At 70.9% G+C, this 23735-nt stretch carries 21 protein-coding genes and 1 pseudogene; 11 read left to right on the top strand and 11 right to left on the bottom strand.

Going from position 1 to position 23735, the window contains the following annotated elements:
• Nucleotides 1-28 precede the first annotated feature (28 nt).
• The 3 genes from OD750_RS02170 to xrtH all read right to left on the bottom strand — a co-directional run bounded on the left by OD750_RS02170 (nucleotide 29) and on the right by xrtH (nucleotide 1942).
• Nucleotides 29-232, bottom strand: coding sequence for a dodecin family protein (locus tag OD750_RS02170; RefSeq protein WP_263543633.1), 204 nt, complete (start codon nucleotides 230-232; stop codon nucleotides 29-31).
• Nucleotides 233-545: 313 nt separating this feature from the next.
• On the bottom strand, nucleotides 546-1412 hold the full coding sequence (locus OD750_RS02165) for an SDR family oxidoreductase (RefSeq protein ID WP_263543634.1): 867 nt from the start codon (nucleotides 1410-1412) through the stop codon (nucleotides 546-548).
• The gene (gene xrtH, locus OD750_RS02160; RefSeq protein WP_263543635.1) at nucleotides 1409-1942 is read right to left on the bottom strand and encodes an exosortase H; all 534 of its coding nucleotides are present in this window, start codon (nucleotides 1940-1942) and stop codon (nucleotides 1409-1411) included. Before xrtH ends, OD750_RS02165 begins: the two co-directional genes overlap by 4 nt.
• Nucleotides 1943-2058: 116 nt before the next feature.
• On the opposite strand from xrtH, the gene aroK reads away from it, so the two are divergent.
• Genes aroK through hemE form a run of 5 tightly spaced genes read left to right on the top strand, consistent with a single transcriptional unit; the run spans nucleotide 2059 to nucleotide 6203 of the window.
• A complete protein-coding gene (aroK, locus tag OD750_RS02155) occupies nucleotides 2059-2607 on the top strand; it encodes a shikimate kinase AroK (protein WP_263543636.1) in 549 nt (182 codons plus the stop codon).
• Nucleotides 2604-3680 (top strand): 3-dehydroquinate synthase, encoded by a 1077-nt coding sequence (gene aroB / locus OD750_RS02150; RefSeq protein ID WP_263543637.1) that lies wholly within the window; start codon nucleotides 2604-2606, stop codon nucleotides 3678-3680. Before aroK ends, aroB begins: the two co-directional genes overlap by 4 nt.
• Before the next feature lie 36 nt (nucleotides 3681-3716).
• Nucleotides 3717-3977: a WGR domain-containing protein gene (locus tag OD750_RS02145; RefSeq protein WP_263543638.1), complete on the top strand. Its 261-nt coding sequence runs from the start codon at nucleotides 3717-3719 to the stop codon at nucleotides 3975-3977.
• Complete coding sequence (locus tag OD750_RS02140; protein ID WP_263543639.1) at nucleotides 3967-5103, top strand: hypothetical protein; 1137 nt, start codon at nucleotides 3967-3969, stop codon at nucleotides 5101-5103. Before OD750_RS02145 ends, OD750_RS02140 begins: the two co-directional genes overlap by 11 nt.
• 50 nt (nucleotides 5104-5153) lie before the next feature.
• Nucleotides 5154-6203, top strand: a complete 1050-nt coding sequence (hemE, locus tag OD750_RS02135; RefSeq protein WP_263543640.1) for a uroporphyrinogen decarboxylase — start codon at nucleotides 5154-5156, stop codon at nucleotides 6201-6203.
• A 119-nt stretch (nucleotides 6204-6322) separates the two neighbouring features.
• On the opposite strand, the gene OD750_RS02130 is transcribed toward hemE, so the two are convergent.
• The 5 genes from OD750_RS02130 to OD750_RS02110 form a co-directional block, all read right to left on the bottom strand.
• Nucleotides 6323-7330 (bottom strand): bestrophin family protein, encoded by a 1008-nt coding sequence (locus OD750_RS02130; protein ID WP_263543641.1) that lies wholly within the window; start codon nucleotides 7328-7330, stop codon nucleotides 6323-6325.
• A gap of 40 nt (nucleotides 7331-7370) precedes the next feature.
• Nucleotides 7371-7889 (bottom strand): Ohr family peroxiredoxin, encoded by a 519-nt coding sequence (locus tag OD750_RS02125; protein WP_263543642.1) that lies wholly within the window; start codon nucleotides 7887-7889, stop codon nucleotides 7371-7373.
• A 23-nt stretch (nucleotides 7890-7912) separates the two neighbouring features.
• Nucleotides 7913-8692, bottom strand: a complete 780-nt coding sequence (locus OD750_RS02120) for an SDR family oxidoreductase (RefSeq protein WP_263543643.1) — start codon at nucleotides 8690-8692, stop codon at nucleotides 7913-7915.
• Between the two features lie 144 nt (nucleotides 8693-8836).
• Entirely contained in the window at nucleotides 8837-9880 is a 1044-nt protein-coding gene (locus OD750_RS02115; protein WP_263543644.1) for a LysR family transcriptional regulator, read from the bottom strand.
• Between the two features lie 63 nt (nucleotides 9881-9943).
• Nucleotides 9944-13444: a hybrid sensor histidine kinase/response regulator gene (locus OD750_RS02110; RefSeq protein ID WP_263543645.1), complete on the bottom strand. Its 3501-nt coding sequence runs from the start codon at nucleotides 13442-13444 to the stop codon at nucleotides 9944-9946.
• Nucleotides 13445-13528: 84 nt separating this feature from the next.
• Here OD750_RS02110 and OD750_RS02105 point away from each other — a divergent pair, with 84 nt between their 5' ends.
• From OD750_RS02105 to OD750_RS02085, 5 genes and pseudogenes are all read left to right on the top strand, one after another.
• Nucleotides 13529-15025, top strand: coding sequence for a GTPase (locus OD750_RS02105; RefSeq protein ID WP_263543646.1), 1497 nt, complete (start codon nucleotides 13529-13531; stop codon nucleotides 15023-15025).
• A 92-nt stretch (nucleotides 15026-15117) separates the two neighbouring features.
• Complete coding sequence (locus OD750_RS02100; protein WP_263543647.1) at nucleotides 15118-15765, top strand: YceI family protein; 648 nt, start codon at nucleotides 15118-15120, stop codon at nucleotides 15763-15765.
• A pseudogene (locus OD750_RS02095) lies at nucleotides 15752-16288 on the top strand (cytochrome b); the annotation flags it as partial. The gene OD750_RS02100 and the pseudogene OD750_RS02095, both read left to right, overlap by 14 nt.
• 127 nt (nucleotides 16289-16415) lie before the next feature.
• Complete coding sequence (locus OD750_RS02090) at nucleotides 16416-16958, top strand: YceI family protein (protein ID WP_263543648.1); 543 nt, start codon at nucleotides 16416-16418, stop codon at nucleotides 16956-16958.
• A gap of 10 nt (nucleotides 16959-16968) precedes the next feature.
• Nucleotides 16969-18336: a DUF697 domain-containing protein gene (locus tag OD750_RS02085; protein ID WP_425508203.1), complete on the top strand. Its 1368-nt coding sequence runs from the start codon at nucleotides 16969-16971 to the stop codon at nucleotides 18334-18336.
• Here OD750_RS02085 and OD750_RS02080 read toward each other — a convergent pair.
• Nucleotides 18333-18563, bottom strand: a complete 231-nt coding sequence (locus OD750_RS02080) for a glutaredoxin family protein (RefSeq protein ID WP_263543649.1) — start codon at nucleotides 18561-18563, stop codon at nucleotides 18333-18335. The genes OD750_RS02085 and OD750_RS02080 overlap by 4 nt on opposite strands.
• Before the next feature lie 67 nt (nucleotides 18564-18630).
• Between OD750_RS02080 and OD750_RS02075 the strand changes: the two genes are divergently transcribed.
• Nucleotides 18631-20013: an L-serine ammonia-lyase gene (locus OD750_RS02075; protein WP_263543650.1), complete on the top strand. Its 1383-nt coding sequence runs from the start codon at nucleotides 18631-18633 to the stop codon at nucleotides 20011-20013.
• A 69-nt stretch (nucleotides 20014-20082) separates the two neighbouring features.
• Here OD750_RS02075 and metL read toward each other — a convergent pair whose 3' ends face one another.
• Nucleotides 20083-22542 carry a bifunctional aspartate kinase/homoserine dehydrogenase II gene (gene metL / locus OD750_RS02070; RefSeq protein ID WP_263543651.1) on the bottom strand — a complete coding sequence of 820 codons (2460 nt, stop codon included), beginning with the start codon at nucleotides 22540-22542 and terminating at the stop codon, nucleotides 20083-20085.
• Nucleotides 22539-23726 carry a cystathionine gamma-synthase gene (gene metB / locus OD750_RS02065; protein WP_263543652.1) on the bottom strand — a complete coding sequence of 396 codons (1188 nt, stop codon included), beginning with the start codon at nucleotides 23724-23726 and terminating at the stop codon, nucleotides 22539-22541. Before metB ends, metL begins: the two co-directional genes overlap by 4 nt.
• Nucleotides 23727-23735 lie beyond the last annotated feature (9 nt).

Genomic DNA, 23735 nt, shown 5'->3' with positions numbered 1-23735 from the left:
CAAGCCTCGGACGCATCCGGCAGGTTCCTCATTCGACGATGAAATTAACGCGCAGATTGACGCGCCATTCCTCGATTGTACCGTCATCCGAAGTCACGACCTTGATGTCGTTGACCCAGGCTCCCTTGATGTTCTTCACCGTCGTCGCGACCTTCGACAGGCCGTGCTGCACGGCATCCTCGATACCCTTGGTCGAGGACGAACTGATTTCGATGACCTTGGCAATCGTCATGGCGTCTCCTTGAGGGATACCCCTGCGTTGCGGCCTCCGGCCTCCAAACCTCAACGCATGTCACCGCGGGTACGGCGACGCACGCTTTCCGGTGACCGCCCGACTTTCAACGGCGGTCGCGTTGCAATCTTCCCTGGAATGCCGCGCCGGACCTGCTTTTTCGGCACGCGCGCCAGATCCGCGCCCTCGCATTGCAACGTTTTTTCACAGGCAGTGTAGCAGCAAGGCATAGCCGGGCCGCTAGCCCGGGAAGCGCCTTTCTCTACCGCAGTGCACAATTCGTTACCGGATCTTTCTTTTTGTTGCGGTTCCACTATGGCCGCGCGGCATGTGTCGGCGGCGTCAAGACGCTCGCGTAGCCGGCACGGAAATCCGGGTAGCGAAAATCGAAACCGGTGGCGCGCAGGCGGCGATTCGACAACCGCTTGTTGCCGACGGCGCGCGCGGCCGGCGCCGGTTCCGGCGGCGGCCCGGGCAGGCCGAGCCGGTCGGCGATGAAGCCGTAGACTTCGGCCAGCGTCGCCGGATGATCGTCGGTCAGGAGGTAGCAGTCGTCGGCGTTTTCGCGCGCGAGCAGATGCGCGAGCGCGGCCGCCGCGTCGTCGACATGGATGCGGTTCGTGTAGTCCCCGGCGCCGGCAGGCAGGCGTGCCGTACCGTTCGCGATCTGATCGATCAGGCGCGTACGTCCCGGTCCGTACAGGCCCGAGCAGCGCGCGACGATCGCGGACAGGCCGCTCGAACGCAGGCGCGCTTCGGCGTCGAGCAGCAATTCGCCGTTGAACGCGAGCGGCGCGCAAGGCGTCGACTCGTCGACCCAGGCGCCGTCGTGTTCGCCGTAGACGGCGCTCGACGAGACGAACACGAACCGCGCGACGCGCATGCGTGCGACGAGCGCGTCGAGCAGATGCCCGATGCCGTCGACGAAAAGGCCGCGGTACGCCGCGGCGTCGCGCGCGCCGGGCGCGGGCAGGAAGACGACGCGCGTCACGTCGTCGGGCAGTTCGCGCAACGTCGCGGGGTCGGTCAGGTCGGCGACGAGCGGCGTCATGCCGGCCGGCAGCGGCGCGTCGCTGCGCCGCAGTCCGTACACTTTTTCGCCCCGCGCGGCGAGCAGAACGCCCAGGCGCGTGCCCACGTCGCCGCAGCCGGCGATCAGGCAGGCGCCGTCGCGCGTCATGCCGGCGCCTGCGCCTGCGGCGGCGCGTCGTCCGCGTCGGTGGCCGGCGCGACCGGACGCGGCAGCAGCCGCAGCCAGATCAGATACGCGGCGAGCGCGTCGAGCACGATCAGCGCCTGCCAGATGTATTCGTGAAACCAGTCGAACGCGGTGCGATCCCACTGGTGCAGGTAGTACAGGCTGATGATGCGCACGACGTTGAGCGCCTGGATCGCGAGCGTGCCGGCGAGCACGCCGAGGAGCTTGTATTTCCACGGTGCCGGGAACGCGAGCATCGCCGATACCAGCACGATCACCGCCTCGATGCCGTTGCAGACGCGCTCGATCGTCACGGCCATGCCCGTGGTCGGGCTGATCAGCGCCTTGCCCTGCGAGATCGCGTCGCCGCCGAAGAGATCGATCACGTGCGCCGAGATCCACGCGAGCACGCCGTTGAACGGATCGATCACGAGGTCGTTGACCGGTTGCAGCACGTCGAGCGTGAACAGGACGAGCAGGCAGACGATGAAGATGGCGAGAAATCGAAACATGACGGCGAACCTGCGATACAGGCCGCCATGGTAGCGCTTTCGGCGCGCCGGCGCCCTCGCCGGCAAATGACGAAAACGCCGGAAGCCGCGCCGCGCCTGCGTGCTAGCATCGGTCCATGAATCCCGCGCCGAACCTTTTTCTCATCGGACCGATGGGCGCCGGCAAGACCACGATCGGTCGCCGCGTCGCCGAACATCTGTCGCTGCCGTTCCACGATCTCGACCATGTGATCGAGGAACACACCGGCGCGACGATCCCGCTGATCTTCGAAGTCGAGGGCGAAGCGGGCTTTCGCCGGCGCGAACGCGCCTGCCTCGCCGACATGGTCGCGCTCGACGGCATCGTGCTGGCGACCGGCGGCGGCGCCGTGCTCGACGCCGGCAACCGCGCGCTGCTCGCCGCGCGCGGCTTCGTCGTCTACCTCGAAACCACGGTCGAACAGCAGCTGGCGCGCCTCGCGCGCGACCGCAAGCGACCGCTGCTCGCGGCGCCGGACCGGCGCGAGCGGCTCGAAGCGATGGCGCTCGTGCGCAATCCGCTGTACCGCGAAATCGCCGACCTGCGCCTCGTCGCGTCGAGCGAACACGTACCGCAGGTGACGGTCGAACTGCTGCACGAGCTCGAACGCATCTGGCGCCGCACCGACACGACGGCGGCGGCATGAGCGTGCGGCATACGTTGAACGTCGCGCTCGGCGAGCGCGCGTACCCGATCTGGATCGGCCCCGGCATTCTCGACGACCACGCGCGCTGGCGCGCAGCGATCCGGGGACGCCACGCGCTCGTGGTGACGAACGCGACCGTCGCACCGCTGTATCTCGATCGCACGCTGGCCGCGCTCGACGGCCTCGCGGTCGCGTCGCTCGTGCTGCCCGACGGCGAGGCGTACAAGACCCTCGACCATTGCGCGCAGGTGTTCGACGCGCTCGCCGCGCTCAAGGCGAACCGCGACGCCTGCCTCGTCGCACTCGGCGGCGGCGTGATCGGCGACCTCGCCGGCTTCGCCGCCGCGACGTGGATGCGCGGCGTCGACTTCATCCAGATTCCCACGACGCTGCTCGCCCAGGTCGACTCGTCGGTCGGCGGCAAGACCGGCGTGAATCTCGCGGCCGGCAAAAACCTCGTCGGCGCGTTCCACCAGCCGCGCGCGGTCGTGATCGACACGGGCACGCTGGCGACGCTGCCGCCGCGCGAGTACCGCTCGGGCCTCGCCGAAGTCGTCAAGTACGGCGCGATCGGCAACGCGGAATTCTTCGCCTGGCTCGAAGAGAACGCCGCCGCGCTCGCCGCGCGCGACGACGCGGCCGTCGGCGAGGCCATCGCGAGGAGCTGCGCGCACAAGGCCGGCGTCGTCGCGCGCGACGAGCGCGAAGACGGCGAACGCGCGCTGCTTAATTTCGGCCACACGTTCGGCCATGCGCTCGAAACGTCGGCCGGCTACGGCACGCTGCTGCACGGCGAGGCGGTGGCGATCGGCATGGTGCTGGCGGCACGGCTGTCGGCCGAACTCGGCCGCGCGCCGGCGGCCGATACGCAGCGCCTGGAGCGCCTGCTCGCCGCGCTCGGCCTGCCGACGGCGCTGCCGCCCGGGCACGATGCGCAGCACCTTCTCGCACTGATGCGGCTCGACAAGAAGAACGTCAGCGGACGCCTGCGCCTGATCCTGTGGCGCGGCATCGGCGACGCGCAGATCGTGCCGGACGTCGACGAAGGCGCGATCGGCAACGTGCTGCGCTGACCGAACCGCGGGCGTTCGCGGCTACAATCCCGTTTCATGCGCATCTACATGCAAACCAAGCCGGTGGCCGCCGAGTCGCCGCGCTACTACGAAATCGTGCTCCAGCAGGACCTGCTCGGCGGCTGGACGCTGTACCGCGAATGGGGCCAGCAGGGCGGTCGCACGAGCAGCAAGCGCGAGATCTACCTCGAGCGCGACGATGCGATCGCCGCGTTCACGCAGGCGCGCGACGCGCAGGTGAAACGCGGTTTTCTGGTCGTATTCAGCCAGGGCCTGGAGGCGCCGCATGTCCGTTGACGTCCGACATTCCCTGCGCGCCGCCGGCATCGGCTTCGCGCTAGCGCTGATGCCGTACGTGGCCTGCGCCCAGCAGGACGAACACATCTTCGAGCCCGGCAAGAAGCACGTCTGCGTGCCGGCGGCCGACCGCAAGAGCTGGAACTGCGGCAGCGCCGACAACCCGCCGGCCGCGACGCCGAAGGCGGACGGTCCGGCGCTGCGCAGCGCGCGCGCGACCGACCTGTCCGACAGCGAACGCGCCGCCGCCGCGGCGGCGATGGAACCGGCCGCCGCGCCGAGCGAACCGCCGGCGGCGATCGCATCGCCGTCGTCGTCCGGCAGCGCTTCGGGCCGCACCGTGCCGAGCTACCTGCTCGCGCCCGAGGCCGCGTCGGCGCCGGTGGCGTCGAGCGCGCCGCCGCCCGCGCCGAAATCCGAGCCGCCGCCGGCCGCACCGGTCGAGGCAAAACCCGTCGCCGCGGCGCCCGTCGAGGTCAAGGCCGCCGAACCGCCGCCGGTCGACACGAAGCCGGCCGCGCCGCCGCCGCTCGAAACGGCGGCCCCGGTCGTCACCGAGGCGAAGCCGCCGGCACCGGAACCCGAACCCGAGCGCGTCGTGACGCAGGCGAAACCCGCGGCGCCCGAACCGCCCACGACCGCACCGAAGCCGCGCACGCCGGAGCCGCCGGCCGCCGTCGCAGCGCCGACCGAACCGCCGGCAGCGATCGCCGCACCGGTCGCCACCGAGGTGTCGTCCGAGCCGGTCGTCGCACCGAAAGCCGCCGAGGCGACGCCGCAAGCCGCGCCGCCGAGCGAACCGGTGCGCACGGCAGCGCCGTCGCTGCGCCACGCCGACGCGTTCCGCACGCTCGCCGATTCGCGCTACGTGCTCGAACTCGCACGCGGCGCCGACCGCTCCGCGGTCGAAGCGGCCGCGGCGCAGGCGACGCTGCCGCGCGGCGAGGTCTATCTGCTGGCGCTTACGCGCGACGGCGCGAGCTGGTACGTCGCGCTGTGGGGCGACTTCGACTCGATCGACTCGGCGCGCGCCGCGCGCGGCGAAGCGCTCGCATCCGGCATCGCCGATGTCGGCTGGCCGCGCCGCGTCGGACCGCTCAAACAGGAATTGAAGCTGGTCCGCTGACCGGCCGTGTCACGCGCCGGCTCGCGCCGGCGCGCCCATCGGAAACCCTCATGCAGAACGATCGCTTTCTCCGCGCGCTCCGGCGCGAACCCGTCGACGCCACACCGGTATGGCTGATGCGCCAGGCCGGCCGCTACCTGCCCGAATACCGCGCGACGCGCGCCAAGGCCGGCAGCTTCATGGCGCTTTGTACCAATCCCGAATTGGCGTGCGAAGTCACTTTGCAGCCTTTGGAACGATTTGCGCTCGACGCGGCGATCCTGTTTTCCGACATTCTCACGATACCCGACGCGATGGGCCTCGGCCTGCATTTCGCCGACGGCGAAGGTCCGAAGTTTCGCAACCCGGTGCGCAGCGAGGCCGACGTCGCGAGGCTCGGCGTGCCCGATCCCGAAGGCGAGCTGCGCTACGTCATGGATGCTGTGCGCACGATCCGCGCCGCGCTCGGCGGTCGCGTGCCGCTGATCGGCTTTTCCGGCAGCCCGTGGACGCTCGCGTGCTACATGGTCGAAGGCGAAGGCTCGTCGAACTTCGCGCGGCCCAAGTCGATGCTGTGGAACGAGCCGGCCCTGATGCACCGCCTGCTCGACACCGTCGCGCGGTCGGTATCGACGTACCTCGCCGCGCAAGCCGCGGCGGGGGCGCAGGCGCTGATGGTGTTCGACACCTGGGGCGGCCTGCTCGCGCCGGCGCAGTTCCGCGAATTTTCGCTGCGCTATCTCGCGCAGATCGCCGCGACGCTCAAGGCCGACGCCGCGACGCGCGACGTGCCGCTGATCCTGTTCTCGAAGGGCGCGAACGGCCATCTCGAAGCGCTGGCCGCCACCGGCTGCGACGCGCTCGGCGTCGACTGGACGATCTCGCTCGGCGACGCGCGCGCGCGCGTCGGCGGCAAGGTGGCGCTGCAGGGCAATCTCGACCCGGCCGCGCTGCACGCGTCGCCCGAAGCGATCGAAGCCGAAGTCGGCGCGGCGCTCGCGAGCTACGGCGACGGACCGGGCCACGTTTTCAACCTCGGCCACGGCATCACGCCGGACGTCAGACCCGAACGCGTCGCGGCGCTCGTCGACGCCGTGCACCGGCTGTCGGCGCGCGGCTGAGAGCGTTCACGGCGCGCGGGTGAAACGTATATAACTTCTCTTTGCAGCAACGCAGAGTCTGGCGTCGCCCCCTCACCCAACCCTCTCCCCCAGGCAAGCCTGGGGGAGAGGGCTCCATCTCACAACGCGATATCGTTCGCCGCGCGCGGCGCCGGGGGCAGGCTCGACTCTCCGAGAATCTGGCGCAGGTCGGCTTCGATGTCGCGGCTCATCTGCGTGATCGGCACGTCGTTCGCGCTGCCCTCGAACGGGTTTTCGGTGCTCTCGCCGACACGGTCGAGCGACGTGTACATCCAGGTGATCAGAAGGCTCAGCGGCACGCTGAACCAGATCATGTAGCCGCGCGTCCAGCCGTCCGCCAGCGCGTTCAGGCGCTCGAACTCGCCGACGATGCCGAACGGCAGCAGCACGCACAGGATGCCGACGAACAGCGAGTTGATGAACGCGTGCTGGCGCGGATACGGAAAGTGCTTGATCCGCTCGCAGCGGCCCTGCAGTTCCTGAAACTCGCGCAGACGGCCGGTGAGGTCGGCGAACGCGCCGGCGGCGAGCGCGCCCTGCGCCAGCAGCGACTGCGCCTGCCGGCTCTGCAGCGCGAGCACCTGCAGCGCCGGATTGCCCGCCGTGAGCACCTGCGCCAGTTCGTCCGGCGACAGGTACCGGCCGAGTTCGGATTCGAGCGACGCTTCGCGTTCGGGCACCGCCCGGCCGCGCATGTACTCGGCGTTGGCGGCGCGATTCGCCGTTTCCCACGGCATGACGCGGCGCATCCGGTGCCGCAGCGCGGCGAGCCACGCGAGATGCCGCCACGCAAACTCGCGCGCGCCTTCGCGATCGGGCACGAGATCGCGGCACAGGATTCCCCAGGTCCGGCTGGCGCTGACGATCGACGACCACACCTGCTGCGCGTCCTGCATGCGGTTGTACGTCTGCAGGTTCTTGAACCCGGCCGACAGCGCGACGGTCGTGCCGAGCAGGAATACGACGCCCCACGGAACGATCAGCCACTTCAGCCCCAGGAATTCGTGCAGCGCGACCGGTACGAGGGCCAGCACGACGAGCACGTAGATCGACCGCCGCGTCCAGAAGATAAATTGTGGAAGCGTGTATGACTTTCCGGTATGCATGGGGCTCTCCGATCTTCGTTCGATGTTCGTGCGAATGCCACTAGCCGCCGTCGGCCGGATGCGCCGGCGCAGCCACCGCGACGACGTGGCCGATGCCCTGCCGGAACAGCTTCGCGTAGGGACAGACGCGCTCGGTGTGACGCACGAGTTCGGCCGCGATTCGCGCGTCGACGCCGGGCAGCGTCACGCGGATCTGCGCCGACAGCAGGAACATGCCGTCGACCGGATCGCGCGCGAACGTCACGTCGGCCTCGACGCTCGCGTCGACGAGCGCGATGCCGGCGCGCTGGGCCAGCAGCGTCAGCGCGCCGTGGAAACACGCCGCGCAGGCCGCGGCGAGGAGCTGTTCCGGATTGCTGCCGCCGCCCGGCCCGCCGAGTTCGACCGGCAGGCGCAGCGCGACGTCGAGCGCCCCGTCGTCGGACCGGGCGACGCCCGACGCGCGTCCGTGCGCGGCCTCGCCGCCCGTGACGCGCACGCGGCCGGTGTACAGCGGCTGCACGTCGTCGCCGCGATACTTGTCGAGCAGATCGGGCGACGGCCCTCGCAGTTCGGACATGGCGTTCCCCTGCGCTACGCGAATCAGCGGACCGCTTGAGCGTGCTCGTAGCCCGCGTATTCCGACTGTTCGAGCCAGCGGTCGAAGTTCAGCGCGCCCAGCCGCGCCGCGCCGGCCGGCACGAGCGTGTCGACGTCGAGCTGCACGCCGAAATACGGCGCCCGCGCATCGGCGATCACGTCGCGCGGATCTTCCACGGCGGCCATGAACCGCTGCGCGAGTCCCGCGAGCGGCTCGCGCTCGGGACCGGCGATGTCGACCGTGCCGTTGACCGCCGGCGCGAGCGCGAAGTGCGCCACGGCTTCGGCGACGTCTTCGGACGCGATCGGCTGCACCAGCGCCGTCGGCAGCCGCACCGTGTCGCCGTCGGCGGCCGACGCGACGATGCCCGGCAGGAATTCGAAGAACTGCGTCGAATGAACGATCGTGTAGGGAATGCCGGACTGGCGGATCAGCCGCTCCTGCGCGAGCTTGGCGCGAAAATAGCCGCTCGCGGAAAGCTTCTCGGTGCCGACGACCGACAGCGCGAGATGGTGGCCGACGCCGGCTTTCGCTTCGGCCGCCAGTACGTTGCGTCCCGCCTTCGTGAAGAAGTCGAGCGCGGCGTCGGCTTCGAACGACGGCGAGTTCGCCAGATCGATCACGACGGCCGCGCCGGCCATCGCCGCGTCGAGCCCGGCGCCGCTCACGACGTCGATGCCGTTCGACGGTGCCGCGGCCAGCACGTCGTGCCCCTGATCGCGCAGGCGTGCGACCACCTTGCTGCCGATGCGGCCTGTGCCGCCGATGACGACGATTTTCACGGGAACCTCCTGAGCGGTAGACCGGGGAACCCGGCGCGCCGTGGCGGCGCCGGGCGGGTGTGGACGAATGCTAGGAAGCGCCGTTGCGCGCGAGTAGCCCCGGCGGCGGACGCGCGGTGTTTCCCTGCGCGCACCAATCGCCGCTCAGGCGGCCGCGGCGGTCTCTTCCCGATTGGCCGGATGCGCGATGCCGCCGCAGTCGAGATCGAGCGCCCGCACGCGCGTCGTCATGAAATCGACGAAGACGCGGATGCGCTTGGGCAGCTGCCGGCGACTCAGGTAGCACAGGTAGTGCCCGCCGTCGCCGGGCGCGAACGCCTCGAGGCACGCGACCAGCGATCCCTCGCGCAGCGCCGCGCACGCCTGATAGGCGGGCAGTTGCGCGAGCCCTTCGCCGTCGAGCGCGGCCTTGAGGATCAGATCGGGATCGTTGAACGTCTGCCCGGCCGGCGGGACGAGGCTGCGCGCGCGGCCATCGATCCGGAAGTCCCAGGCGCGCAGCCGTCCTTGCGCAAGACGCCGGTTGATCAGCGCGTGCGCGCCGATCTCGTCGGGCGACCGCGGCAGGCCGTGCCTGCGCGCGTAGTCCGGCGACGCGCAGACGACGAGCCGCATCGGAATCAACTGCCTGGCGATCACCTGACTGTCGTCGAGCACGCCGTCGCGAAACGCGACGTCGATGCGGTCCGTCACGAGGTCGGCATCGCGCTCGTCGAGCACGAGTTCAACCGACACCTCCGGAAAGTTCGCGCGGAACGCCTTGAGCAGCGGCGCGACCACCTGGCGGCCGAAGCCGTACGTCGCGCCGACGCGCAGATGCCCGCGCGGCGGGCCTTCGCGCAGGTCGCGCATTTCCTCCAGCGCCTGCATGACCCGCTCGACGCCGGGCCGGCAGTTCTCGAAGAACAACTCGCCTTCGCCCGTGAGCGACGTCGCGCGCGTGGTGCGCAGGAACAGGCGCGTGCCGAGCTGGCTTTCGAGCTTCTGCACGCTGCGGCTGACCGCCGAACGGCCGATGCCCAGGCGGTCGCCGGCACGCGCGAAACTGCCTTCGGTCGCGACGGCGATGAAGGCCACCACGCCGGCGTAGCTCGCCGAAAAGCTCGACATCAGCGGGTCGTGGGCGTCGACGCCCGCGTTCGCCGGGGAGCGCGGCGACGACGATTTGAAGGGAAGGAAGGTGTCCATGCCTCGCCAGACGTTCGTGCGCGACGCCCTGTGACATCGACCGTACGGTCCGCTGCCGAGCCGCTACGCGCACAGCGCGTCGAGCACCGCGACGAGTCCGTCGAGCGTGATCGGCTTCCACAGCACGCCGTCGACGCCGGCCTCGCGGCAGCGGCGTTCGGCGTCGGCGTCGCCGTGCGTGAGCAGCGCGACGAGCGGCACGCGCGTGCCGGCTTCGCGCTGGCGGATCAGCCGCGCGAAGCCGAAGCCGTCGACGCCGGGCAGGACGAGATCGAACAGCACGATGTCGGTGCGCGCGGTTTCCAGCGCGGCGAGCGCGGTCAGCGCGTTCGCGGCGATGCGGCTGCGTGCGCCGAGGCCGACGAGCTGCGTCTGCAGCGCCTGCGCGAGCACCGGGTCGCCCTGCACGATCAGCACGTCGCAGTCGCGCGGCGCTTCGATGCCGCCGGAAGGCACTTCCGTGCCGATCGGCTGCAGCGGCAGGCGCACGCGAAAGCAGCTGCCGCTGCCGGCCGTGCTGTCGACGCCGATATCGCCGCCCATGAGTTCGGTCAGCTCGCGACAGATCGCAAGGCCCAGGCCGCTACCGCCAGCGCGCCGGCCGCGCTCGCCCTGCTCGTAGCGCTGAAACAGGCGCTGGCGCAGTTCCGCGGCAATGCCCGGGCCGCTGTCGCGCACCTCGAAGCACACCCTGCCGTCGGCCTCGACGCCCACGCGCAGCGCCACGCCGCCGACGCTGGTGAACTTCACCGCATTGTTGACAAGGTTCAAAAGGACCTGGCGCACGCGGCGCAGGTCGCCGAGCACCGCGCGCGGCACGTCGGCCTCGGCGCGCACCTCGCAGGCGATGCCCTTGCGCTCGGCGAGCGCCGAGCCGACGGCGCCGACCTGGCGCAGCAGCACGGCCGGATCGAACGCCTCGAGTTCGAGCTCCAGCCTGCCCGCCTCGATGCGCGCCAGGTCGAGCACGTCGTTGACGATCCGCAGCATGTGCTTGCCCGACATGCGGATCGCCTCGGCATAGTTGCGCTGCCGCGTATCGAGACCGGTGCGTTCGAGGAGTTCGGTCATGCCGAGCAGGCCGGTCATCGGCGTGCGGATTTCGTGGCCGAGATGCGCGAGGAAGTCCGTCTTCGACGCGCTGGCCTGCTCGGCCAGTGCGCGCCGCTGCGACGCGAGCGCATACGCGTGACGCCGTTCGACGCGGCGCCGCCATGCAAGGATGGCCGCCCAGGCAAATGCGGCGACGAGGAGCGCATACAACGCATACGCCCATGGCGTCGCCCACGGCGGCGGCGCGACGCGCAGCAGGAGCGGCGCGGACGCTTCGACCGGATCGGCGCCGTTTGCCGCGGCGCGCAGCCGCAGGCGGTAGTCGCCGGCCGGCAGCTGCGCCAGCTCGCGCTCGCCGCGCGAACCGCCGTCGGTCCACGCGTCGTCGAAACCGTCGAGCAGGAATTGGTAGCGGTTCGGCCCCGCGTAAGACAGTACGCGCGCCTCGACGCGCAGGTCGCGGTCGTTCCACGCCAGTTCGATCGGCGCGGCGAGATCGAACGCATGACGCGCGTCGCCGCGCCGCACGCTCGCGGCGGTGAAGCGCATCGGCGGATTCGGCGTGGGCGCGTTTTCGCGCGCGGTGTCGAGCGCGACGACGCCCGCCAGCGTCGCGGCGGCCAGCACGCCGTCGGCGCGCAGCGCGAGCGTGCGGTCCACGAATTCCGGGCTCAACAATCCGTCGTTCGCGTCGAAGTGGCGAATGCCGCGTCGTTCCGGATCGACGCGGTACAGCCCGCGCGGCGTCGCGATCCACAGGCGTTCGCGCGCGTCGAGCGCAAGGCCGCCCGCGGCGAGCGCGGGCCAGCCGTCGTCGGCGTCGATGTGGCGCGCGAGCTTCACGCCGCCCGCGTCGCGCGCGTAGCGTTCGAGTGCGCCGAAACGGTGCAGCCAGAGCGAGCCGTCGCGCGCGAACGCGAACGCGTGCACGCGCTGCTCGGGCGCGCCGGCCACCGGCGCGAACCGTTCGCGCGCGGCGTCGTAGCGGTCGAGTCCCTGGGCGTGCGCGACCCACAGCGTGCCGGCCGCGTCGAACCGCAGTTCTTCGACGTCCGCGTCGCGCAGGCCGCTCGCCTCGCCCGGATCGAAACGGCGCAGTGCGAGTGTCGCGGCGTCGATGCGCACGATGCCGCCGCCGCGCGCGCTGAACCAGATCGCGTCGTCGGCCTCGGCAATCTGGTCGACCGCCGCCTCGGGCAGCGCGTCCGGCCGCGTCGCGTCGGCCGGGAAATCGCGCGCCTGCCCGGTCGCGGGATCGTACATTCGTACGCCGCGCTGCTGGCCGATCCACAATCGCCCGCGGCGGTCTTCGTGGATCGAGCGCCGGCGCACCTCGCTGCCGCCGACCCGCGTTCCCCAGTGTTCGACCTTGCCGGCGACGAGGTCGATACGATCGACCGCGCCGGCAAGATTGACCGACCACAACGCGCCGCCCGCGCCGAAAGCCAGCGCCTGCACGCGACCGCGCGTCAGCCCGGTGTCGGTGTTCGGCAGTTCGCGTATCTGCGTCAGCGCGCGCCAGCCCGGATCGAGATACGCCACGCCGCCGTCGAGCGCGGCGATCCATACACCGCCTTCGACGTCGGCGAACACGTCGAACAGCGCGTCGCCCGGCAGACCGCCCGGCAAGAGCGGCTCGGCGCTCCAGGCCGTTTCGCGATCGCCGGCGCGGCGCACGATGCCGCGCCGCGTCGCCAGCCACAGGTCGCCGGCGCGATCGCGCGCGACGCCGTAGACCATGCGCGGCGCGCCCGGATCGACACGCCGCGCACGCGCGTCGGCGTCGACGCGGTACAGGCCCGCCGACGTCGCCGCGAGCACGCCGTCGCCGTCGTCGACGACGCTCGTCACCTGCGGCGCGCGCGGCAGTCCGAGATCGACGTGCGCGATGCGGCCGTCCGGCAGCCGCCGGTCCAGGCCCGCGTTCGTTCCGATCCAGAGGCTGCCGTCGTCGTCGCCGTACAGGCTCAGCACCGTGTCCGAGGCGATCGTCGCCGGATCGCCGTCGACGTGCCGATGATGGTCGAAGCCCGAGCCGTCGTCGCGCAGGCGGTCGAGCCCGCCCGAGTAAGTGCCGACCCAGATCGCGCCGCCGCGATCCTGCGCGATCGCCCAGACGTCGTCGGCCGCGAGCCCGTCGGGCCGCTGCCTGTCGTGGCGGTAGCGGCGAAACGCGCGGCGCTGCGGATCGAGCACGTTGAGCGCCGTACCCTCGCCGCCGACCCAGACGCGGTTGTCGCGATCGACCAGCAGCGCCGACACTTCGTTGCCGGCGATCGACGCCGGATCGTCGGGATCGTTGCGCCACACGCGAAACGCGACGCCGTCGTAGCGCGCAAGGCCGTCCTGCGTACCGACCCAGACGAAGCCGTCGCGATCCTGCGCAAGCTTGTAGACGGTCGACGACGGCAGACCCTGCGCCGCGCCGTAACGTCGAAACAGCGGCGTGGCCGCGAGTTCCGGCGCGGGCGCGGCGTTCCACGCCAGCGCGAGCAGCAAAGTCGGCAGCATCGGTTCCTCCCTCGCCCGATCATGCCAGATGCCCACGCCTTTCGACCGGCGACTCGGCGGCGATGCGGCCCTACAATCGGCGCCATGACGACTCCGCGCTCGCGCCAGGTCAAGCTGGCCCTCGCCGCCGCGTTCGGCCTCGGCGTAATCGCTCTGTTGTGGCTCCTGCTCGGCGCCACGCGCTCGGCGCTCGCGCTGTGGCACGAGATCGCGCAACTGCCGACCTGGCTCGCCGTCGCGATCGGCGCCGCATTGTGCGCATTTGCCGCCGCGGCCGGATGGCTCGGCTGGCGCCTGTTCGCGCCGCGCAGGCGCACGTTCAAACCGGTCGAAGCACCCGACCGTGCGAGTCTCGAGGCGCGCGTCGACGCACTCGCGTCGATCCGCGCCGAGACGGCGGCGCTCGAGGCCGAACTCGTCGAACTCGACCAGCGCCGCGCGAGCGGCGAGTGCTACGTCGCGGTGTTCGGCGAAATCAGCGCCGGCAAGTCGAGCGTGATCCGCGCGCTCGCGCCGCGCGCGGCACCCGACGTCGCCTCGCCCGACGTGGACGTGCTCGGCGGCACCACGACGCAGGTGGCGCACTATCGCGGCGAGATCGCCGGTCGCCCGCTCGTGCTCGCCGACGTGCCGGGCACGCATGAAGTCGGCGCACGCGAACGCGAACGCATCGCGCGCGACGAGGCGCTGCGGGCGCACGCCGTCGTCTACGTCGCCGCCGGCGACCTGACGCGCCAGCAGGACGACGAACTGCGCTGGCTGCACGGCTACGGCAAGCCGCTCGTGCTCGCGCTCAACAAGACCGACCAGTGGAACGCGACCGAACGCGAACAGCTCGTCGCGGCGCTGCGCCGCCGCTACGGCGAGGCGATCGCCGCGCTCGTACCGGTACGCGCCGGCGGCAGCGAGCGGTTCGAGCGCGTGCTCGCCGACGGCCGCCGCGAATCGGTCGTGCGCGAACAGGCGCCCGACGTCGCCGCGCTGCGCGGCACGCTCGCGGCGGTCGTGAACGGCGACGCGCAGGCGCTCGAGACCGCGCGCGAACACGCGGTGCTCGGCGGATTGAACGAACGCGTCGCGGCGGCCGAGCACGCGGCGCGCGAACGCGAGGCGACGCGCATCGTCGACCGCTACACGCGCCGCGCCGTGATCGGCGCGCTCGCCGCCGTCGCGCCGGGCACCGACCTTCTGATCCAGGGCGCGCTCGCGACCGGCCTCGTGCGCGAACTGGCGAACCTGTACGCGGTGCCGGTGAAGGAACTCGACCTCGACGCGTTTCTCGAAAAGGCGACGCTGACCGTGCGCACGACCAGTTCGGTCGTGCTGGCGATCGCCGGCAACGCGCTCAAGGCGTTTCCCGGCCTCGGCACGCTCGGCGGCGGCGTGCTGCACGCGATCGCCTACGGCCTCATTTTCGACAGCCTCGGCCGCGCCGTGGCGCGCACGCTCGCCGAGCGGCAAAGCCTCGACCAGCAGCACATCGCCGGCGCGCTGCGCGAACTGCTCGGCGAAAACGCGCGCGCGCGGCTCGCGCACATCGCCGCGATGGCGATGGACGCGCGCAAAGGCGGCGCCGACTGATTCGCGCGGTGCAACAGTCCTTTCACCGCGCCCGGCTTCATCCGCCCGAACAAATCTGCCACTCTGTCGCCGTTGCCCGCCGAGCCGCCGCCATGACGCTACGCCTCCTGCTGCTGTCGCTGATCCTCGCGCCCGGCCTCGCCGCGGCCAAGGAAGAAGCGTGGCGCTTCGACACGGTGCACACGCAGGTGCATTTTCGCGTCGACCATCTCGGGTTCTCGCGCGCGATGGGCCTTCTCAAGGTGACCGGCGGTCGCATCCGCTTCGATCCGGACGACTGGAGCCGCTCGTCGGTCGACGTGACCGCCGACCCGGCCTCGCTCGTCATGGGCGACGCCGACTGGGAAGAGAAAGTCCGCTCGTGGCAGTTTCTCAACGTCAAGCGCTGGCCGCAGGCGCGCTTCGTCAGCCGTTCCGTCGAAAAGACCGGCGAAAATTCAGGCGTCGCGCACGGCGATCTCGAACTCGCCGGGCACAAGCAGCCGCTCGACATCGCGTTCACGCTGAACAAGCTCGGCAACGATCCGTACACGTTCCGGAAAACGCTCGGCGTTTCGGCGACGACGCAGATCAGGCGCAGCGCGTTCGGCATGGACAAACTGCTCTCGGCCGTCGGCGACGTCGTCGATCTTGCGATCGAAGTCGAAGCCGTGCGCGACCGCGGCAAGGACGAACCCGCCGAGCCGGCCGCGCCGGCGCCGGCAGACACTCCCGAGGAGAGTAAAAATGGCACTGCGTAGTACGCAAACGCGCTGGGGCGGCGTCACGCGCACGCTGCACTGGATCATCGCGATCCTCATCATCGGCGCCGGCTGCGTCGGCCTGTACATGGCCGATCTGCCCAATTCGCCGCAGAAGATAAAAATCTACGCCATCCACAAATCCGTCGGCCTGACGATACTCGCGCTCGTGCTGCTGCGCGTGGTGTGGCGTCTGTCCGAGCGGCGGCCGACCGACCTGCCGATGCCGCGCTGGCAGCAGCTCGCCGCACACGCCACGCACTGGCTGCTGTATGCGCTGATGTTCGCGATACCGCTGTCGGGCTGGCTTTACAACTCCGCGTCGGGCTACCCGCTGCAGTGGTGGTGGACCGTGCAGATGCCGAGCCTGACCGGCGGCGCCGACCCGGACTTGAAATCGTTCGCCCACGGCGCCCATTTCTGGCTGTTCATGCTGCTCGTCGCCGCACTGCTCGCGCATGCGGGCGCGGCGCTCAAGCATCATTTCATCGACCGCGACGCGACGCTCGCGCGCATGCTGCCGATCGTCGGCGATCCGACGCCGGCACCCGTGCAGCCTCCGGCGCCGGTCGCAGTTGCCGAACCCGAACCCGAACCGACCGTCGCCGAGGTAGCGGCGGCGCCCGCACCCGAAACCAAGGAGAACTGACATGTATCGTCTCATCGCAACGTTGGCGCTCGCCCTCGCGGCGTTCGGCGCGCAGGCCAAGGACTGGACGGTCGATCCGGCCAAGAGCACGCTCGGTTTTTCCGGCATGTACCAGGGCGAGAAGTTCACCGGCGCGTTCGGCAAGTTCGAGGCGGCGATCAAGTTCGATCCGGCCGACCTCGCCGCGTCGAAGTTCGACGTGACGATCGACGTGACGAGCGCCAAGACCGGCAACGGCGACTACGACGCGCAGATCAAGGCGCCCGAATTTTTCGACTTCGCCAAATTTCCCAAAGCGCGCTTCGTCACGAGCGCGTTCCGCGAAGGCGACGACGGCCTCGTCGCCGACGGCACGCTGACGATCCGCGACAAGTCCAAGCCGGTGCAGCTCAAGGTCACGTTCAAGCCGGCCGCGGCCGGCGCGACGCTCGACATCGAAACGACGCTCAAGCGCCTCGACTTCGACGTCGGCACCGGCGACTGGGCCGACACCAGCGTGATCGGCAACGACGTGCCGGTGACGGCGCACCTCGAACTCAAGTGATCGGCCTCGCGTGAACCCGCGCGACACGGCCGCGCAATGGTTCGACCGCCTGCGCTCGTGGTGGAGCGCGGGCGCGTCCGCGCCCGCCGCCGCCGCGTCGGACGCGCACACCGCGCAGGCGAGTCACGCGCTGCGCGACCTGCTCGACGACCCGGCGATCCCGGCGTCGGTGCGGCGCGAGCTCGCGGCCGACTTCGCGCGCATCGAGGCGCTGCTCGACAAGCTCGAACGCGGCGACCTGCACGTCGCGGTGTTCGGCCGCGTGTCGGTCGGCAAGTCGGCGCTCGGCAATGCACTCCTCGGCGAAGCGGCGTTCGAGACCGGCGTGCTGCACGGCACGACCGTCGATGCGAACCAGCGCCGATGGGTGGAAGCAGGCGGCTCGGGCCTGCACCTGATCGACACGCCGGGCATCAACGAGTTGTCAGGCGAGGCGCGCGAGAAGCTCGCGTTCGACGTCGCCGAAGTCAGCGATCTCGTGATCTTCGTCGTCGACGGCGACATGACGCAGAGCGAACGCGACGCGCTCGCGACGCTCGCGCGCACCGACCGGCCGGTCATCCTTGCGCTGAACAAGGCCGACCGGTACAGCGACGACGAATCGCAACGCCTGCTCGAGCGCCTGCGCGAACACGCGAGCGGGCTCGTGCAGCCGCAGAACGTGGTCGCGTGCGCGGCGCAGCCGGCCGACCGGCGCGTGATCGAAGTGGACGCCGACGGCCGCGAACGCGAGCGCCGCGAGCCGCGAGCGCCGGATATCGCCGCGCTGCGCGAACGCCTCATCGCCGTGTGCGAGCGCGAAGGCAAGACGCTCTCGGCGCTGAACGCGAGCCTGTTCGCCGGACGCGTGTCGGACCAGGTCGCCGAAAAGATCGCGCAGACGCGGCGCGAGGTCGCCGACAAGCTGATCCGGCAGTACTGCATCGCCAAGGGCATCGCGGTCGCCCTGAATCCGATTCCGGTCGCCGACCTGCTCGCCGCCGCCGCGCTCGACGCGGCGCTGATCATGCATCTGGGAAAGGTATACGGTTTTCCGTTGACGCGCAGCGAGGCGGGCCAGCTGATCGCGACGATCTGCGCGCAGCTCGTCGCGCTGATGGGCGCGATCTGGGGCGTGCACCTCGTCGCCTCGGCGCTCAAGGGCGCGAGCGCGGGCCTGTCGACCGTCGTCACCGCCGGCGCGCAGGGCGCGCTCGCGTGGTACGCGACGACGCTGGTCGGCCGCGCGGCCGAGCAGTATCTCGTCGCCGGCAAGTCGTGGGGCGAAGCCGGTCCCAAACGCGTCGTACAGGACATCGTCTCGAACCTCGACCGCGATTCGATCCTGCGCGAGGCGCGCGAGGAAATTCTCGCGCGGCTGCGCAGGAAACCGGCCTAGCCCTCTTCCGCCACGAACGCGGCCAGCGCCGCGGCGTCGAACGGCCAGTCGAGCTCGCGACCGCTCGGCTCGTGCCGCAGCACCGGAATGCGCACGCCGTAGCGCGCGTCGAGCGCGTCGTCGTCGCCGATGTCGACGAACGCGGGCGCAAGGCCCGCGGCAAACGCGAGCGCCGCGGCTTCCTCGCACAGGTGACAGTCTTCGAGTTGAAACAGGACGAACGGCATATAACCGCCGTGTAGCGCAAAGTGGCGCGTAGAATATGCGGCTGCATCGTTTCGCGGAACCTTTCGGATGGCCGTCAGCGTTTTCGACATCTTCAAGATCGGCATCGGACCGTCGTCGTCGCACACGGTCGGACCGATGCGCGCCGCGGCGCGCTTCGTCAGCCGCTGGCTCGACGAGCGCGGCCTCCTCGAGCGCGTCGTGCGCATCCGCGGCGAGCTGTTCGGCTCGCTCGCGCACACCGGCCGCGGCCACGGCACCGACAAGGCCGTGCTGTGCGGGTTCGAGGGCGAGTGGCCCGACCGCATCGATCCCGACATCATCGAAGGCAAGCTTGCGCGCATTCGCGCCGACAAGCGCATCAAGCTGCTCGGCCGTCGCGAGATCGCGTTCGACGAGAAGGCCGACCTCGTGTTCAACAAGCGCCAGAAGCTGCCGTACCACTCCAACGGCATGCGCTTCACGGCGTACGGCGACAACGACGAAGTGCTCGCGACGCGCGACTACTACTCGGTCGGCGGCGGCTTCGTCGTCAATCACGACGAGGCGGCCGAAGACCGCATCGTGCCCGACACCACGCCGCTGCCGCATCCGTTCCACAGCGGCGACGAGCTGCTCAAGGTGTGCGAGGAATCGGGCAAGAGCATCGCAGCCGTGATGCTAGCGAACGAGCTGGCGTGGCGCAGCGAGGCCGAAATACGCGAGGGCCTGCTGACGATCTGGCGCGCGATGCAGTCGTGCGTCGCGCGCGGCACGCGCGAAGCCGGCGTGCTGCCGGGCGGTCTGAAGGTTCAGCGGCGCGCGCCGTCGATGCAGGCCGAACTGCTCGCGCGCCCCGAGGCGGCGTTGAAAGATCCGCTGACGATTCTCGACTGGGTCAACCTGTACGCGCTCGCCGTGAACGAGGAAAACGCCGCCGGCGGCCGGGTGGTCACGGCACCGACGAACGGCGCCGCCGGCATCATTCCGGCGGTGATGCACTATTTCGACCGGTTCTGCCCCGGTGCGTGCGACGACAAGGTCGTCGAATTCCTGCTGACGGCGGGCGCGATCGGCATTCTGTACAAGGAGAACGCGTCGATCTCGGGCGCCGAAGTGGGCTGCCAGGGCGAAGTCGGCGTCGCGTGCTCGATGGCGGCCGGCGGACTCACGGCGGTGCTCGGCGGCACGGTCATGCAGGTCGAGAATGCCGCCGAAATCGGCATGGAACACAATCTCGGCCTGACCTGCGATCCGATCGGCGGCCTCGTGCAGATTCCGTGCATCGAGCGCAACGCGATGGGTTCGGTCAAGGCGATCAACGCCTCGCGCATGGCGATGCGCGGCGACGGCAAGCATCGCGTATCGCTCGACAAGGTCATCAAGACGATGCGCGACACCGGCAAGGACATGCAGGACAAGTACAAGGAAACGAGCCGCGGCGGTCTCGCGGTCAACGTCATCGAGTGCTGAGGCCCGCGGTTCGATCGCCGTTCCCGCCGAAGAGCCCCGCGTCGCGGGGCTCCGTTGTGTGCGGCGCCGTTACGCGGCGGCGATCTCCAGCGTGTCGGCCAGCAGCGCGAGCGCGGTGACGTCGGCCCCGGCGCCGGGACCCGCGATGACCAGCGGTCGTTCGCGATAGCGTTCGGTCGTGAACACGAACAGGTTGTCGGCGCCGGACAGCTTCGCCGACGGATGATCGAGCGGCACGGCCTCGAGGCCGACCGTCGCGCGGCCGTCGGCGGACAGCGACGCGAGATAGCGCAACACCTTGCCTTCGGCCGCGGCGGCCGCGTGGCGCTGCGCGATGTGCGCGTCGACCTCGCCGATGCGTGCGAGAAACGCATCGACGGGCAATGCGACGAGCTCGTCCGGCACGAGGCCGCTCACACGCACGTCGGCCTCGTCGATCGCAAAACCCGCGGCGCGCGCGAGGATCAGCAGCTTGCGCGCGACGTCGCCGCCCGAAAGGTCGGCGCGCGGGTCCGGCTCGGTATAGCCGCGTTCGCGCGCCTCGGCGAGCAGCGCCGAGAACGGGCGCGTGCCGTCGTAGCGGTTGAACAGAAACGACAGCGACCCGGAGAACACGCCTTCGAGCGCCAGCAGCGCATCGCCGCTTTGTTGAAGCCGTCGTAGCGTTTTCAATGCCGGCAGACCGGCGCCGACGGTCGCGGCGTCGCCGTAGCGCGTCGCGCCCGAACGCTCGGCACGGCGCAGCGCGTCCCAGCGATCGCGCGAGGTGCCCTGCGCGATCTTGTTCGCGCTGACGACGTGGATGCCGGCGGCCAGCCACTCGACGTGCCGTTGCGCGACGGCCTCGGCCGGCGTCGCGTCGATCACGACCTTGCGCCGCGCGCCGCTCTGCGCGAGCGCGGCGATCGCCGCATCGAGATCGGCCGGCTGCGTCGATTCGGCGAGACGCGCGAGCGCCTGCGCCGGCGCGATGCCGGCAGTGTCGACGACCGTCGCGCGCGAATTCGCCACCGCGACAAGGCGCAGGTCCGGCGCGCCGGGCAGTTCGCGTTCGAGCTGGCGCAGCAGCGTGCCGCCGACGAGGCCGGTGCCGACGACGGCGATCGCGACGCCCGGCGCCTCGACGCACAGGCGCGCATGCACGGCCGACAGTGCGGCGCGCGCGCGGTCCTGCGGCAGCAGTACCGAGACGCCGTGGTCGTGGCCGTCCTGGAAACTGGCGTGGATCGGCACGTTGAGCTCCGCGAGCGCGCCGTACAACGCGGCGAGACGACGCGGATCGCCGCCGAAGCCGGCACGTACCGCGCGCAGCAGCGCCAGGCCCGCGCGCCATTCCACGAGTGCGGACGCGCCGAGCGCCGCTTCGATCGCCTGCTCGGCGCGCGCGCGGTCGCCGGCGGCGACGACGATGTCGAGACTGCGCCGCGCGTTGCACTGCACGATCGCACGCGGCTGCACGCCGGCGTGTTCGAGCGCCGCGAGCGTCTGCGACGGCGGCGCGCCGCGCACGCCGAGCAGCACGACGTTTTCTTCGAGCGTCACCGCTCGCGCGGCCCCGCAGCCGGCCGGCACGCCGACGATGCGGCTGCCCGGCGCGAGCGCATCGCGGCTGGACCGCACGAGCACCGGTACGTTGGCGCGGCGCAGCGGCCGCAGCGTATCGGGATGCAGCACGCGCGCGCCGGCGGCCGCGAGCTCTTCGGCTTCGGCGTAGCTCAGTTCCGGCGTCGTGCGCGCATGACGCACGAGCCGCGGATCGGCGCTCAGCACGCCGGCGACGTCCTTCCACACGGTCAGCGTCTGCGCGTCGAGCAGGCGCGCGAACGCCGCTGCCGACAGGTCGCTGCCGTTGCGGCCGAGCGTTGCGACGACGCCCTGGCGCGTGCGCGCGACGAAACCCGGCGCGACGACGAGGTCGGCGGTCCACGTGCCGCTCGCGCTCGCCACGAGGCGCGCGCTGTCGTCCCAGGCGATCGCGTCGGCACCGCGCTGCGTCGCCTCGACGACGATGAGATCGCGCGCATCGACGCCCGCGGCGGCCAGTCCGCGCCGTTCGAGCGCCGCGACGAGCAGGCGCGCGGACCAGAACTCGCCGAAGCCGGCGATGCGGTCGACGAGCGCGGTGGTGTCGCGCGTGCCGGCGCCGAGTTCGGCCAGGAGACGCGACAGTTCGCCGGCGTCGCGATCGAGTGCGTCGGCGAGCGGCTTCGCGCCCGGCGCCAGCGCGTCGATCAGGTCGCGCTGCGCGTCGACGAGATCCTCCAGATCCGTCGCGAAGAACCGGCCGCTGCGCACCGCTTCGACGAGCGCAAGCAGCGCGTCGGTCACGCCGCGCACGGCCGAGACGACGACGAACGCGCGTGCGCCCGCGGCATCTGCCAGGATTTCGACGACGCGGCGGAAGCCGTCGGCGTCCTCCAGGCAGCTTCCGCCGAATTTATGCACTTGCCAGCGTTGTGTACCCTGCAGCGCGGCGGCGTCGAGCCACGGCGCGGACGGCGGACGCGCTTCGATCGCGACGGCGCTCATGCGCTGACTCTCCGCGCGGGTTTGCCGACGGCCTGCGCGCGTTCGAGCGCCGCGGCGACGTCGGCGACGAGGTCGGCCGCGTCTTCGATGCCGACGGACAGGCGCAGCAGATTGTCGGCGATGCCGGCCGCACGACGCGCCTCGGGCGCCATCGCGGCATGCGTCATCGAGGCCGGATGCGCCACGAGGCTCTCCACGCCGCCGAGCGATTCGGCGAGCGAGAAGCAGGAGAGCGCGTCGAGGAACGCGGCGATGCCGTCGGTGTCGGCGTCGAGTTCGAAGCTCAGCATCGCGCCGAAGCCCGACTGCTGGCGCGCCGCGAGCGCGTGGCCCGGATGCGATTCGAGACCCGGGAAGTACACCTTCGAAACCGCGTCGTGCCCGTCGAGCAGCTGCGCGACGGCGGTCGCGTTTTCCTGGTGCGCGCGCAGGCGCGGACCGAGCGTGCGCAGGCCGCGCAGCGTGAGGAAGCTGTCGAATGGCGCGCCGGTCAGCCCGTTGCAGTTCGCCCACCACGTGAGCTGCTGCGCGACGGCGGGATCTTTCGCGATCACCGCGCCGCCGACGACGTCGCTGTGGCCGTTGATGTACTTCGTCGTCGAGTGCAGCACGACGTCGGCGCCGAGCGCGATCGGCTGCTGCAGCGCCGGCGACAGGAACGTGTTGTCGACGACGACGAGCGCGCCGACCGCGTGCGCGGCGTGCGCGACGTGGCGCACGTCGGTGATGCGCAGCAGCGGGTTCGACGGCGTCTCGACCCACACGACGTCGGGCTTCCACGTGAGCGCCTCGGCGAGCGCGAGCGGATCGGTCAGGTTGACGAACTTGACGCGGAAGCGGCCCTTCTTCTGCCATGCGTCGAACAGCCGCCATGTACCGCCGTAGCAGTCGTGCGCGGCGACGATCAGACCGCCGGCCGGCACGAGTTCGGCGACGAGCGACACGGCGGCCATGCCGCTCGCCGTGATCACCGCGCCGGCGCCGAGTTCGAGTTCGGCGAGCGCGTCGCCGAGCAGATCGCGCGTCGGATTGCCGCTGCGCGAATAGTCGTACTTGCGCTTCTTGCCGAACCCTTCGAACGTGTAGTTCGTCGAGAGGTGCAGCGCGGGCACGACCGCGCCGTGCTGGGTGTCGGATTCGATGCCGGCGCGCACGGCGCGGGTGTTCGCGGAGAGTTCGGTCATGGCCTTGGT

This window comes from Tahibacter soli (assembly GCF_025717065.2).
Lineage (GTDB): Bacteria > Pseudomonadota > Gammaproteobacteria > Xanthomonadales > Rhodanobacteraceae > Tahibacter > Tahibacter soli.
This window is presented reverse-complemented; position numbering and strand designations above follow the sequence as displayed.